This window comes from Natronolimnohabitans sp. A-GB9 (assembly GCF_030848565.1).
Taxonomy (GTDB): Archaea; Halobacteriota; Halobacteria; order Halobacteriales; family Natrialbaceae; genus Natronolimnohabitans.
On sequence record NZ_JAVDDV010000003.1, the window covers coordinates 106994 to 119603 of the forward strand.

The 12610-nt window shown below is 65.2% G+C and carries 15 protein-coding genes; 9 read left to right on the forward strand and 6 right to left on the reverse strand.

Annotated elements, in window-relative coordinates; genetic code table 11:
* Window positions 1–8: 8 nt before the first annotated feature.
* Window positions 9–503 (reverse strand): PUA domain-containing protein, encoded by a 495-nt coding sequence (locus tag RBH26_RS05435; RefSeq protein ID WP_306757100.1) that lies wholly within the window; start codon window positions 501–503, stop codon window positions 9–11.
* Window positions 504–625: 122 nt separating this feature from the next.
* Here RBH26_RS05435 and RBH26_RS05440 point away from each other — a divergent pair, with 122 nt between their 5' ends.
* The gene (locus tag RBH26_RS05440; protein WP_306757101.1) at window positions 626–808 is read left to right on the forward strand and encodes a hypothetical protein; all 183 of its coding nucleotides are present in this window, start codon (window positions 626–628) and stop codon (window positions 806–808) included.
* Between the two features lie 84 nt (window positions 809–892).
* Here the strand turns inward: RBH26_RS05440 and RBH26_RS05445 are convergent, their stop codons facing one another.
* Together RBH26_RS05445 and RBH26_RS05450 are read right to left on the reverse strand one after the other, a co-directional pair.
* Window positions 893–1390, reverse strand: coding sequence for an NYN domain-containing protein (locus tag RBH26_RS05445; protein ID WP_306757102.1), 498 nt, complete (start codon window positions 1388–1390; stop codon window positions 893–895).
* Between the two features lie 176 nt (window positions 1391–1566).
* Window positions 1567–2391, reverse strand: coding sequence for a M48 family metalloprotease (locus tag RBH26_RS05450; protein WP_306757103.1), 825 nt, complete (start codon window positions 2389–2391; stop codon window positions 1567–1569).
* 369 nt (window positions 2392–2760) lie between these two features.
* Between RBH26_RS05450 and dapA the strand changes: the two genes are divergently transcribed.
* The 8 genes from dapA to RBH26_RS05490 all read left to right on the forward strand — a co-directional run bounded on the left by dapA (window position 2761) and on the right by RBH26_RS05490 (window position 10188).
* A complete protein-coding gene (dapA, locus tag RBH26_RS05455; RefSeq protein WP_306757104.1) occupies window positions 2761–3708 on the forward strand; it encodes a 4-hydroxy-tetrahydrodipicolinate synthase in 948 nt (315 codons plus the stop codon).
* A complete protein-coding gene (gene dapB / locus RBH26_RS05460) occupies window positions 3705–4472 on the forward strand; it encodes a 4-hydroxy-tetrahydrodipicolinate reductase (protein ID WP_306757105.1) in 768 nt (255 codons plus the stop codon). The genes dapA and dapB overlap by 4 nt, the downstream gene beginning before the upstream one ends.
* The gene (locus RBH26_RS05465; protein WP_306757106.1) at window positions 4469–5305 is read left to right on the forward strand and encodes a 2,3,4,5-tetrahydropyridine-2,6-dicarboxylate N-succinyltransferase; all 837 of its coding nucleotides are present in this window, start codon (window positions 4469–4471) and stop codon (window positions 5303–5305) included. The genes dapB and RBH26_RS05465 overlap by 4 nt, the downstream gene beginning before the upstream one ends.
* 127 nt (window positions 5306–5432) lie before the next feature.
* Window positions 5433–5750, forward strand: coding sequence for a hypothetical protein (locus RBH26_RS05470; RefSeq protein ID WP_306757107.1), 318 nt, complete (start codon window positions 5433–5435; stop codon window positions 5748–5750).
* A gap of 3 nt (window positions 5751–5753) precedes the next feature.
* Window positions 5754–7088, forward strand: a complete 1335-nt coding sequence (gene lysA / locus RBH26_RS05475) for a diaminopimelate decarboxylase (protein ID WP_306757108.1) — start codon at window positions 5754–5756, stop codon at window positions 7086–7088.
* A gap of 4 nt (window positions 7089–7092) precedes the next feature.
* Window positions 7093–7923: a diaminopimelate epimerase gene (gene dapF, locus RBH26_RS05480; RefSeq protein ID WP_306757110.1), complete on the forward strand. Its 831-nt coding sequence runs from the start codon at window positions 7093–7095 to the stop codon at window positions 7921–7923.
* A gap of 38 nt (window positions 7924–7961) precedes the next feature.
* On the forward strand, window positions 7962–9101 hold the full coding sequence (locus RBH26_RS05485) for a M20 family metallopeptidase (RefSeq protein ID WP_306757372.1): 1140 nt from the start codon (window positions 7962–7964) through the stop codon (window positions 9099–9101).
* Window positions 9102–9387: 286 nt separating this feature from the next.
* On the forward strand, window positions 9388–10188 hold the full coding sequence (locus RBH26_RS05490; protein WP_306757112.1) for a hypothetical protein: 801 nt from the start codon (window positions 9388–9390) through the stop codon (window positions 10186–10188).
* A 37-nt stretch (window positions 10189–10225) separates the two neighbouring features.
* Here RBH26_RS05490 and RBH26_RS05495 read toward each other — a convergent pair whose 3' ends face one another.
* The 3 genes from RBH26_RS05495 to RBH26_RS05505 all read right to left on the reverse strand — a co-directional run bounded on the left by RBH26_RS05495 (window position 10226) and on the right by RBH26_RS05505 (window position 12550).
* The gene (locus RBH26_RS05495) at window positions 10226–10999 is read right to left on the reverse strand and encodes a CPBP family intramembrane glutamic endopeptidase (RefSeq protein ID WP_306757114.1); all 774 of its coding nucleotides are present in this window, start codon (window positions 10997–10999) and stop codon (window positions 10226–10228) included.
* Between the two features lie 76 nt (window positions 11000–11075).
* Window positions 11076–11963: a DMT family transporter gene (locus RBH26_RS05500; RefSeq protein WP_306757116.1), complete on the reverse strand. Its 888-nt coding sequence runs from the start codon at window positions 11961–11963 to the stop codon at window positions 11076–11078.
* Window positions 11964–12274: 311 nt separating this feature from the next.
* Entirely contained in the window at window positions 12275–12550 is a 276-nt protein-coding gene (locus tag RBH26_RS05505; RefSeq protein WP_306757118.1) for a hypothetical protein, read from the reverse strand.
* Between the last annotated feature and the right edge of the window lie 60 nt (window positions 12551–12610).

A 12610-nucleotide genomic window follows, 5' to 3' on the forward strand; every position in this document is an offset into this window, starting at 1 on the left:
CGCTGCCGTTACTCGTCGGCCGGCGCACCTTCACGGACGTTGACCGCCATCCCCGTCTCGAAGTCTTCGATCGCTTCCGCATCGAGTTCCGCCGTTCCGACCGCGATTAACTCGCCGCGTTCGTGAACCACGAGCACCTCGTCGCCCGGCCGGATCTCCGGCCCGGCCTCGAGGACGAACTTCGTGAAGACGTTCTTCTCGTCGCGGACGAACGGTTCGCTCTCGTCGTCGACGACGACCCTGTAGGCGGGGTGTGCGAGCGTCTCGTGGAGTCGGCGCCCGCCCTCGAGGCCGAGCGTGAACCGGCCGTCGGTACCGAACGAGACGACGCGACCGGCGTCGGCGTGGATCTGCTGGGGTCGGCCCGAGGAGGTGCGTTTGACCGTCAACGATTCCGCGGGCGGAAACAGCGCCGTCCCCGCACCCGCACCGAACTGGTAGTCCGCGATCGTCCGTAACTCGGGCAGTCCCGCCTGTCCGTTGCCGTCGGCTGGATCGCTCATCGGGCGTCCTTTCGCGCCAGCGGTCGAAAGGCCTTCGACCTCGAGGCGAAGACGATGTGTCGTTCCCAACCGAACTGGATAGCGAAGGTTATAGTCCTCGATTCAGTAGTAGCCGATATCGCATGGACGTGACGCAAGTCGGCCTCGGGATCGCGCTGCTCGTTCTGGGGTCGCTAACGCTTGCTGGACCGGCGCCGCTCGCTTCGGGACCGGTCGTATACCTTCTGACGGCGTCGACGCTGCTCGTCACCGGCTACGCGCTGCTGATCGGCCTCTGGCAGGGCCGTCATCCACGCCGGACCTAAACGACCAACTCCGTCGACTCGAGGGGTGTGGTCGACGGTCGCAGTCCTGTGGCCGATCGGTGACTCGTGCTGTCCGACAGTATACTACAACAGGAACGTCTCGTGGCGCTCGCCGAGATCGAGAAACGAGTCGGCGGCCTCGATCAGTTCCTCGGCGGTCGAGGACTCGAAGGCCATCACTTCGACGCGAACACCCTCGTGGCGCAGGTGCGAACAGAGCCGCGAGAAGTCCCCATCGCCGGTACAAAGGACGATCGTGTCGACGTGGTTCGCAAGCGTCACCGCGTCGAGACTCATCCCGACGTCCCAGTCGGCCTTTTTCGTCCCGTCGGCGAAGGTCTTGATATCCTTGATCTTCGGCTCGAACCCGATGTCGACCAGTGCCTCGAAGAAACTCTCCTCCTCGGGGGCCTCCGCGCGGATCACGTACGCGATTGCACGGGTGAGCTGGCGGTCCTGGACGGCCTTCTCCAGCAGCGCGGAGTAGTCGATGTTTCGGCTATGCAGGCTCTGGGCGGTGTGATAGAGGTTCTGGGCGTCGACGAGGACGGCGACGCGCTGTCCTGGATGTATCTCGGTCATAGGCTACGTTCGATGGGCTACCGTTAAAAAGTCGCGTCGTTCCGACCAGTACCACCGGGACTCGAGTGCGATACAGGAGCGCAAACGAGCGTATCGACTCGTCGGTTCACTAGCGGGCAGGAGTCCGTACGAACGGACCGGCGGAAAATCGTGCCGTCGGGTCCGATCTGCGTGAATTAGCTACGCAGCTTCTCGATTCGCTTCTCCGTCGGCGGGTGGGTCGAGAACAGCTGCTGGAGGGTGCTGCGGTCGGTGTTCAGGATACAGAGCGCGCTGACACTGTCGTCGACGTTGGATTCGCGGCCTTCGGAACCCTTGGAGATCTTCTCGAGTGCGCGAGCGAGCGGGTCGCCGCTGCCGATGTACTGACGAGCGTCGTCGTCGGCGACGTACTCGCGGTAGCGCGAGATAGCCATCACGAAGATCATCGTCAGCATCTGGGCGACGATCGAGGCGGCGTAAGCGACGATGAAGTTGCCAGCGCCCTCGCCCGACTCGCGGACGAGGAAGAACGTCGCGTAGCTGACGACCATCCCAACGGACTGACCGAGGATCATCGTGATCGTGTCGCGGTTGTTCAGGTGAGCGAGCTCGTGGGCGATGACGCCCTCGAGTTCGTCGCGCTCGAGCAGCTGGATGAGCTCGTTGGAGACACAGACGACGCCGGCGCCCTTGCGGCCGGTCGCGAACGCGTTGGGGACGCCCATGTCCTGGACGACGAGTTTGGGCTTGTCGAGTCCCATGTCACGCGAGAGGGACTCGGTCATCTCGTGGACCTGGCGGTACTGGCCCTCGTTGGGCATCTCTTCGGTACCACGAAGCGCCATCCACTTACCGAGTTTGTACTGCGCCGCGGGCAGGACGATGATACTGAGTGCCAGTATCGGGAGGAGACCAATACCCGGGAACATCGCGTCGAAGACGAGCGCGGCCCCGAAGTAGAGGGCAAACAGGATGACTCCGACGATCGCCATCCGAAGTTTCAGCTGTGTATTTCGCATACGTAGCAGTAACCAATCGGGAAGTATAAAACAAGCGGGAACCGACGACAAAAGTGAGAATACGTAACACGATCGTCGATGTCACGTAGATGGTGTGTTCTCGACGGAAGCCACAACCACTAAGTTCTCGTAGATCACTGGTTCGCGTATGAATCGTATCGCTCGCCCCGTCGCTCGTGGGTCGCCGAGCGGTGCGATCTCCGGTTCTCCTGTTATCAAAAAACGCCCGTGAGAGTGCTCGAGGCGGGCGTAGCGCCCCCGTCTCGGGTGCGATCCGGGCCGCGAACGGATTCGATCTTCGACTGTCGATCCGACGCGACACGTACATCACATAGAACGTAGTCACTACAAGCAGAACCCAACACAACAATGACAGCCACTATCGACTTCAGCGGCGTCTTCCCGGCGATGTGTACGCCGTTCGACGAGGACGAACGTATCGACTTCGAAACCCTGCAGGCCGACGCACAGCGACTCGAGGCAGCCGGCGTCGACGGGCTCGTTCCCGTCGGCTCGACCGGCGAATCGGCCACGCTGACCCACGACGAACACGTCCGCGTCGTCGAGGCGGTCATCGAGGCCGTCGACGACGTGCCAGTCATCGCGGGCACCGGATCGAACAACACCCGCGAGGCGCTTGAACTCTCCGAACGCGCCGCCGAAGCCGGCGCCGACGCGCTCCTGTTGATCTCGCCGTACTACAACAAGCCCGAACAGCGCGGACTGGTCGACCACTATCAGACGATCGCGGACGCCGTCGACCTCCCACAGATCGTCTACAACGTCCCCTCGCGGACGGGCCGGAATATCGAACCCGACACGGCCGTCGAACTCGCCTCTCACGAGAACATCGCGGGATTCAAGGCTGCAAGCGGCGATCTGGGCCAGATCGGCGAGATCGCAGAACGGACGACCGACGAGGAGTTTGCCGTCCTCTCGGGTGACGACGCGCTTACGCTGCCGACCATCTCGGTCGGTGGGACGGGGACGATCAGCGTCGCAGCGAACATCGAACCCGAGCGAACGTGTGCGATGGTCGGCGCCGCACTCGACGGCGACTACGAACGTGCCCAACAGCTCCACCACGAACTCGGACCGCTGTTTCGCCACCTGTTCGTCGAGACCAATCCGATCCCGGTCAAGGAAGCGATGGAGATCCGCGGCTACGGGCCGGCCCGTATGCGCTCGCCGCTGACCCGGCTCTCCGAGGAGTACCGCGACGACCTCGAGGCCGTCCTCGCCGCCCTCGAAAACGAGTCCTGGACCGCCGGCAGCACCGACACGAGCGACGAGGCTGCAGTGGAGGGTGATCGATGACGGTACGGATCGGCGTCACCGGCGCGACCGGCCGGATGGGACGGGAAGTGATCGCCGCCGTCGACGACCACGCCGACTGTGAGGTCGCATTCGCGGTCAACCGCAGCCCCGACGGCGAGACGGTCGACGGCGTCGAAGTCGAACCCGCAGCCGAGTTCGACTCGCTGGTAGCCGACCGCGAACCCACTGCCGTAATCGACTTCACCGGCCCCGAGTCGGCCGTCGACTACGTCGAGGCCTGTACCGACGCCGGCGTCGCCTTCGTCACCGGGACGACGGGCTTTAGCGACGAGGAACGCGCGACCCTCGAGGACGCAAGCGAGGAGATCGCCGTCCTCCACGCACCGAACTTCGCCCGCGGGGTACAGGCGCTGGTAAACGTCGTCGGCGAGGCCGTCCGGAACCTGCCGGGGTACGACGTCGAACTCGTCGAAACCCACCACAACAACAAACGCGACGCCCCAAGCGGTACCGCGAATCGGCTCCTCGAGGAAATCGAGGCCAACGGCGATTTCGCCGGCCGTACGCACGGCCGCGAGGGCGAGGCCCCCCGCGAAGAGGCCGAGATCGGCGTTCACGCGCTCCGTGCCGGGAACGTTACGGGTGAACACGAAGTCGTCCTCGCCGGCAACCACGAGGAACTTCGTCTCACCCACCGCGCCGAGGACCGGGGTGTCTTCGCCGCCGGCGCCGTCGACGCGGCGGTCTGGATCGCTGGACAGAAGGCAGGCCACTACGACTTTGCGGACGTGATCAGCGAATGAGCGCACTCGAGAGCGAAATTTCGGAGCTGTGGACGCAGTATCAGGACGGCGCGGTCGACGCCGACACCGCCGGCGAAGACGAGTACGCCACCCTCGAGGCCTTCCTCGAGGCCCTGGAGGACGGCGACGTCCGCGCCGCCGAGAAACACGGCGACACCTGGGAGGCAAACGAGTGGGTCAAACAGGGGATCCTGCTCAACTTCGGTCTCCGCTCGATCCAGCAGTACGAACACGGCGGGACCACGTACAACGACGTCCTGCCGCTTGCGGACTCGAGCGACTACGGCGATCGCGGCAGCCGTAACACGCCCGATGGAACCGTCGTCCGCAAAGGCGCACACATCGGCTCGGACTGTATCCTGATGAGTCCGGCGTTTGTCAACATCGGCGCCCACGTCGGCGACGGGACCCTCGTCGACTCCTGTGATACGGTCGGCTCCTGTGCCCAGATCGGTGAGAACGTCAAACTCGGTGCCAACACGCTGATCGGCGGCGTCCTAGAGCCCGTCGAGAACGCGCCGGTCATCATCGAGGACAACGTCTCGCTGGGCGCTGGCTGTCGTGTCACCAGCGGCTTCGTCGTCGGCGAGAATAGCGTCGTCGGCGAGAACACCTTGCTGACGCCCCGAATTCCGGTCTACGACCTCGTCGAGGAAGAAGTCGTCTACGGCGAACTGCCCGCCAACCGGCGTGCGTTCACCCGATTCGTCGAATCCTCGATCAGCGACCACGACCTCTTCGAGGGCGGTGCCTACAAGCCCGCTGTCGTCGCGACCGACCTCGAGACGGAGACGCTCGAGGCCACCGAGCGCGAGGACGCGCTCCGGGAGTAACGGGTCCGAATCCGACACCGCTGATTTTCGCCGTTTGGGCGCTCGAGCCGCTGTTTGATCAGCAGTGAGCGCAGTGACCAGACCGTCGAAGCACATAGTGTGGTGGGCCACGTAGTCGTCTCTCACGATGGTCACAGCCGCGACTCTCGAGGAAGCGATCACGGCGTACAACGAGTACAGGAGTCCGATGGCCACTGCTTCCCTCGCCGACGCTGTGAAACACTCGTTTGCGGTCCGGTTCGAGGGACCGTTCTGTCGGATGTGCTGTGACTACGACTACTTTGAAGATCTGATATACGAACTGTCAGAGGTCGGCGTCGACATCACACCGATCGAAGTCACAGAGATCACGTACGAAGGCGACGAAACGTATCTCGTCGAATTTTCGACCCGTCGCTCCGGTCGGGAATCCAAACGCTTGAATTCTCACGCTCACTACGAGTGACCAATGACTGACCTCGCGGAGTCGCCGGCGGTCCGCCGGCTCGACGACTGGGACGCGGCCGCCCTGACGGAGCTCGTCGACGAGTACGGCTCGCCGCTGTACGCGCTCGATCTCGAGCGCGTACGCGAGAACTATCGTCGCCTCGAGTCGGCGTTTCCCGACGCCGAAATCTTCTATGCGGTGAAGGCGAACGCACTGGGGGACGTCCTCGAAGCGCTTCACGGGGCAGGTGCCGGACTGGAGTGTGCGTCCGCAGGGGAGGTCAAACGCGCACTCGCAGCTAGTGGGTCGGGCGCAGACGTCCACTACACGGCCGTCAACCCGCCAGCGCGGGATCTGGACTGGGTCGTCGACGCCTGGGAGGACGACCCTGAACTGACGATCACCGTCGGTGCCGAGGAGACGATCGACCGCCTCGAAGAACGCGGCTACGACGGACGGCTCTGTCTTCGCGTCAACCCCGGTATCGGTGCCGGCCACCACGAGAAGGTCCAGACCGGCGCTGCCGCGAAGTTCGGCGTCCCGGCCGAGCGAGCCGTCGAGGTCCTGGCCGATGCCGACGAACGCGGCTTCGACGTCGTCGGCGTCCACGCCCACGTCGGCTCGGGCGTCTCGAGCGACCAGCTCGACGACCATCGGGAGTTCGTCTCCCGGATGGGCGACCTCGCACGGGCGGTCGACGACGCGCTCGAAGGAGACGGCCTCGAGTTCGTCGACGTCGGCGGCGGCTTCGGCGTCCCTTATCGCGAGGACGAACAGCCACTGGACCTCGAGGCGGTCGCCGAGGCGACCCGCGACGCACTGGGCGACGTCGACGCGCGCCTGGCGATCGAGCCCGGCCGATACTTCGTCGCCGACGCGGGCGTCCTCCTGACGGAAGTCAATACGGTCAAGGAGGCCCGCGATACCCTCGCGGTCGGCGTCGACGCCGGGATGACGACGCTGTTGCGGCCCGCGATGTACGACGCCTACCATCCGATCCGGAACCTGACGGCCGCTCTCGAGGCCGACTCGGCCGATGACGCCGGTCGCGAGACGGTCGCTCAGACGATCGCCGGCCCGATCTGTGAGAGCGGGGACGTTTTCTGTACCGACCGTCAACTACCCGCAAGCGAACGCAAGGACGTGATCGCGATCGGCAATGCCGGGGCCTACGGCTACGAGATGGCCAACCAGTACAACTCCCGGCCCCGTCCCGCGTCGGTCGTCATCGACGGCGAGACGAGACGGCTCGCCCGCCGACGGGAGACGTTCGACGACGTGACCCGGGTCGAGACCGATCGCTCCCGTCCGGCGGACGCGGACCGAGAAGCACATAACGAGGACGAAACACGATAGCACAATGACTGTCCCATTCCAGAAGTACCACGGCACCGGCAACGACTTTCTGATCATTCATGCAAACGAGTACGTCCCCGATCGGGGCGCCCTCGCCGAACGCGAGTGTGACCGCGAGGACGGCGTCGGTGCCGACGGAATTCTCTATCTCGCCTTAGAAGAGCGATTCGAACCGCCACGGGTCATCATGACGCTGGTCCAGCCCGACGGCGCGACGGCGCCGATGTGTGGCAACGGCGCACGCTGTGCCGCCGAGTGGGCCATGCGACGGACGGACACCGACAGCGTCATGATCGACACGCAGGCAGGCACCCTCCGTGCGGACCGCACCGACGACGGCATCACCATCGAGATGGGCACGCCAACCTTCGATCCCGAAGAAGTCCCCGTCCGGGCCGACGAACCAGTCTTCGAGGAGGAGATGGAGGGCCTGGAGGTAACGATGGTCAACACCGGCGTTCCCCACGCCGTCGCGTTCGTCGACGACGTCGACGACGTCGACCTCGAGACCGTCGCCCCGCCGATCCGCTACGGCGACAGGTTCCCCGCGGGAACGAACGTCACGATCGCCAGTCCCGACGGCGACGGCGGCTTCGATCAGCGAAGCTACGAGCGCGGGGTCGAGGCCGAGACCGACTCCTGTGGGACCGGTGCGGTCGCCATCGCCGTCGTCGCGCGACGACTCGGACTCACCGATGCCGACCCGGTCGACGTCCATCCGCCGGGCGGTGACTTGCGTGTGAGCTTCAACGACCGCGGGAACGCGACGCTTATCGGTCCCGTCGAACACGAGTTCGACGGCGAAGTGACCGTCGAGTCGCCGGCGGAACTGTGAGCGGGGACGACGCCACGACGGGAGCCGGCGACGCCGGAATCAAGCGAAGCGGCGATACCGCGTTCGATCCCATCGATTTCCTCGAGACCGCCGTTCAGTATCCCTCTCACGAGGACGTCGCCTCGATGCGGACGTTCCTCTGTGAGACGCTCGAGGCAAACGGCGTCGAGCCCCGTGTCGACGACGGCGGCAACGTCGTCGCGACGCGTGGGCCGAGCGACGCCGAGACGCACGTCCTCCTGAACACCCACATCGACACCGTCTCGCCACACGTTCCGTTCGAACGCGACGCGGACGCACCCGAGGCAAACGGCGACGAGGTGATCCGTGGTCGCGGGTCCTGCGACGCGAAGGGGCCACTCGCCGCGTTGTTGGCCGCCTTCTTTGCGGTCGAGCCGACCGATGGCCGTGTCACGCTCGCGATCACGCCCGACGAGGAAGTACTCTCGACGGGTGCGTACGAACTCGTGACCGGCGACGACGCGCCGACGCGCGACGCCGACGCCGTGATCGTCGGCGAACCGACCGATCTCGACGTCTGTACGGCCGCGAAGGGACGGTTCCAGGGAACGATTCACCTGACCGGTGCCAACGCCCACGCCGCCGAACCCCACACGGGCGTCAACGCCGTGGCCGCACTCGAGTCCGTCCTTTCCGCGATCCGAACGTTCGACGAGCGGGCAGACGCACCGCCGGCCCATCCGCAACTCGGCGCGGCGACGCTGACGCCGACGGTCGTCGAGGGGGGTGAGGCGACCAATCAGGTGCCGGCCGACTGCGCATTGACGGTCGACCGCCGGAGCGTCCCGCCCGAGACGGCCGAGGCGTTCCACGCGGCGCTGACCGATCAGCTAGAAGCCGCGGTTTCCGCGGACGTCGGTGTCGAGTTTCGCTTTACGGATCGCCCGACGCCGTTCCTCGAGGCCTGGGACACTGATCCCGACGCAGAGATCGTCGAGACCCTCGCGAGCGCGTCTGGAGGCGACGTCCGGCCGTTTACCGCCGCTACGGAAGCCTCTTATTTCGCTGCCGACGCGCCGACGGTCGTCTTCGGCCCCGGGGTTCTCGCCGACGACGACGGCGCCGTCGCCCACGCACCCCGGGAGTACGTCCGGGTCGAGGCGGTGTGGCAGGCTGCCACCGCGCTCGAGGAGACCGTTCGATCGTTCGTCGAATAGCCGTGGCTCCCCGTTTCGCTACCATCGAGTGGAGATATAGAGGAGCGCAATCATCCCGAGGATCGCCACGACGAACAGGACGGCAGTGGCGATCTCCGGAAAGAGGTAGTCGATCATCGCATCGCTCATAGGTATCGTTGGAAGCACCGTCCCAAAGCGGTGTTGGTCTCGGCGACGGGAGCGGTCGTCAGCGCGATCTCGTCTCGAGGGCGCCCGTCACACCGATGGTCTCGATCAACCCGATCGCACGTTTTTTGTCGCTACTGGCTAACGTAACGATACGCACGTGTCCCCGCCTCCCGTTTCCGTCGCCGGTGCGGTGCTTGCGGCGTTGGCGTCTCCTCCAGCCAAGACGAGCCCCGCCGCACTCTCAGGCGTCGGTCCGATCCCCTCGCAGGCACTCGATATCGCGGTCGGCGTGACGGTCCTCGCCGTCGTTGTCGGTACCGTCGCCGTCGCGGGTGCCCCGAACGCGGTACGGTCGATCAGCGACGAGATAGCCGGACGACCGGGTCGCTCGTTTGCGGCCGGCTTTCTCGGCTTCTTCGGCCTGCTCGTCGTCGTGGCGTCGCCACTGACCGCCGCGTCGCTACTCGAGTGGCCGGCGCTCACTTCGATTGCGGGCCCAGTCTCGATTCCGGGACTGCTCCTCTGGGCGGGACTGTTGCTCGTCGGGAGTTGTCTCGGTGCCGTCGCCGTCGGTGATCGGCTCGCCCGTCGGATCGGCGGTGACTCGACACCGCTCGTTGCCGGCGTCGCGGTCGGTGCGATCGTTCTCGGCGGCAGCCAGCTCGTCCCAGTGCTTGGCGCGCTGGTTCCGATGGGACTTGCGACCGTCGCGATCGGTGCGATACTACGACGGCGCGTCGGCGTCGACGAGTGGCTCTTCGACGTCGACTCGAGTCAGCCGCCCGAACGCGAGCACTCGAGCGACGACGAATCACACCCCTCGGAACCGAACACCCCGACAGCGGACGAGCGACGAGACGCCACGGTCGGTCCCGCCGAGAGCGACTGGGAGTGGGGCCTCGACGAGACGACGTCTCGAGACGATGACGACGAGCGCGAGGCGGATCGACGACGGTGACGCAGTTTCGAAACCGGACGATGCCGAGTCGTTCGCCTCAGGCGTACGTCAGGAAGTTCGTGAGGTAGACGGTCGCGTTGAACAGCCCGTGGATCACTGCGGGGACGACGAGGGTGTCGGAGAGTTCATACAGGACACCCAGGTACAGCCCCAGCGAGCCGACCGTCCCGAGGCTGACGAGCACGGCGCCGAACTCGTCGCCCATGTAGACGGGAAGGTGAACGACGGTAAAGACGACTGCCGCGAGGAGGATCGCCACGGTCGTCGGGAACGATTCGTCCAGACGCGACTGAATGACGCCCCGATAGAGCAGTTCTTCGCCGGGTCCGGTGAGAAAGATCGCGATCGGGATCCCGACCAAAAACAGCGCCGGATACTGGCGCCCCTCCTCGATGCTCGAGTGGGTTTCACCCTCGCCACCTGTCCCGAACGGGTCGACGAGTTCGACGAGCGTCTGGTAGCCGGCGAGGACGACGAACGCACCGACCAGGCCGACGACGACCCACGCGAGGTCTCGGATCGTCGGCCGTCGAACGCGGAGGAACTCGCAGACGAACGCCCGATCGAAGCCGTTCCGGCGGACGATCAGGTACGTCAGGGCGAGGCCACCGGCGCCGACGACGTTGAACGCGACGGACGCACCGATCTGGGTGATCGACGCGGCGTCGTATCCCTGTGCGAGGAGGTGTATCTCGACCCCGAGCGTTGCGGCGAACCCGGTCAGCCAGCCGCCGACGGCGAGGACCAGACAGAGTCCGAGGGCACGAACGCGCGGGGGGATCGACGTCGCGACCGATCGTCTCGTGGACACACGCGCTCGTAGTCGCCTGTGATAGAAATAGCTACTGACACGTCACGTCGGGTCGACTCGTGACGGCGAGGCCGACTCACTCCCGCTCGAGAATGATAACGCCGGCCAGAATCGACACGCCCCCGACGACGGTCGCGGCGGTGACCGGCTCGGCAAACAGCGCGGCACCGAGGGCGACCGTGACCGGCGGCTCGGCGGTGCTGATGATACTCGCGCGGCTGGCACCGATGTACTGCAGTCCAGCGAAGAACGTCACGACCGGGACGGCGGTCGCGAAGACGGCGATACAGAGCAGGATCGTCCACGCCGACGGCGTCGTCGGCACCTCGAGCTGGCCGGTGGCGGTGCCGATGAGGACGTAGGAGACGCCAGCGGCGGGCAACACGTAGGCGGTCAGTACCATCGGGTCGACCGTCTCGAGCACCGCTCTCGAGCCGGTGATGTAGAAGGCGTACGCGAGTGCGGCGCCGAGAACGATGAGTACGCCGACGACCGATGCACCCGCCGGGTTCGCGCCGGTGACGAGGACGATCCCGCCGAAGGCAAGGAAGAGCGCGAGGAGCATGGTCCGGGTCACACGCTCGCCGATCGTGGCGACTGCGAGCACGACGACGAAGGCCGGGTACGTATAGAGGACGATCGCGACCAGTCCAGCGGTCATGAACTCCAGTCCGAGGAAGTAGAGGCCGCTCTGGGCCGTGTAGCCGAACGCGCCGAGCGCGATCGCCCCAGCCAGGGGCCGCCCCCGAAGGATCGTCGCCTGGCCCCGGTACGCGAGAAAGCCCCAGATGAGGACCGCGGCGAGCAGAAAACGAAAGACGAGCACCGTCGGAATCGAGAGGTCGGCCCGCTGAGCGTAGACCCCGAAGATACCGAGCGTTCCGAACCCCACCGCGGAGGCGAGCACGAGCGCGATACCGACGTGGTCGTCAGTCAGCGACGGACGAGTGAGAGAACCACTCATAGCGCAGGTAGTATGTCTGCAGTACCGGGTACTGCGTTACAAACACTCCGAAACAGGCCCGTCTCGTTGGCTGAGGTGACTCGAGGACAGGTGCCCGCTCGAGGTCACCGAACATCTCGCGGAAGTCCTGAAGCGTGACATCTTTTCTACAACGGACTGCCTGACGAGTTGCGGCCGTTCGCTCGAGACGTATACAGCGTGATTAGGCAGCGGAGTCCCGGTAGAAACAGTATGCAGTAACAGTTGCCGAGAAGAGGGATGCTGCGTTCGCAACCGAGCAGAAGATTGACACCGGTCGTCCGTAGACGGCCTCAATCTTCCCGTTCGAGGAATAGTGCGACCGCTTCCGAATCGCGGGTCACGTACGTGCCACGCACATACTCATCATCACCCTCGTACACCGGGAGCGATTCTAACCGGTCTTCTACGAGGTCGCGTTCGTCGCTGGCGATTCGCCGATTGCTCCGTTGACTCGAGTCAAGGGCGTCGTCAACGAGCATCTGTACCGCGTCGATGTCGTCCAGTTTTGGATCGTCTGCACTCGTCGTTTCGGCGCCGTTCGGCGAGGAGTCGTACGGTATTCCCACGAGGTACCAATCTTCATCATCGTCATTGCCCGAACTTAGACTCGTACATCCTGCTGCCAG

Excerpts from the sequence above, each read along its gene's own strand:
- dapF (WP_306757110.1), top strand. The coding sequence starts at position 7,093 with ATGACTGTCCCATTCCAGAAGTACCACGGCACCGGCAACGACTTTCTG.
- dapB (WP_306757105.1), top strand. The coding sequence starts at position 3,705 with ATGACGGTACGGATCGGCGTCACCGGCGCGACCGGCCGGATGGGACGG.
- RBH26_RS05450 (WP_306757103.1), bottom strand. The coding sequence starts at position 2,391 with ATGCGAAATACACAGCTGAAACTTCGGATGGCGATCGTCGGAGTCATC.
- RBH26_RS05470 (WP_306757107.1), top strand. The coding sequence starts at position 5,433 with ATGGTCACAGCCGCGACTCTCGAGGAAGCGATCACGGCGTACAACGAG.
- dapA (WP_306757104.1), top strand. The coding sequence starts at position 2,761 with ATGACAGCCACTATCGACTTCAGCGGCGTCTTCCCGGCGATGTGTACG.
- RBH26_RS05500 (WP_306757116.1), bottom strand. The coding sequence starts at position 11,963 with ATGAGTGGTTCTCTCACTCGTCCGTCGCTGACTGACGACCACGTCGGT.
- RBH26_RS05445 (WP_306757102.1), bottom strand. The coding sequence starts at position 1,390 with ATGACCGAGATACATCCAGGACAGCGCGTCGCCGTCCTCGTCGACGCC.
- RBH26_RS05465 (WP_306757106.1), top strand. The coding sequence starts at position 4,469 with ATGAGCGCACTCGAGAGCGAAATTTCGGAGCTGTGGACGCAGTATCAG.
- RBH26_RS05435 (WP_306757100.1), bottom strand. The coding sequence starts at position 503 with ATGAGCGATCCAGCCGACGGCAACGGACAGGCGGGACTGCCCGAGTTA.
- lysA (WP_306757108.1), top strand. The coding sequence starts at position 5,754 with ATGACTGACCTCGCGGAGTCGCCGGCGGTCCGCCGGCTCGACGACTGG.
- RBH26_RS05440 (WP_306757101.1), top strand. The coding sequence starts at position 626 with ATGGACGTGACGCAAGTCGGCCTCGGGATCGCGCTGCTCGTTCTGGGG.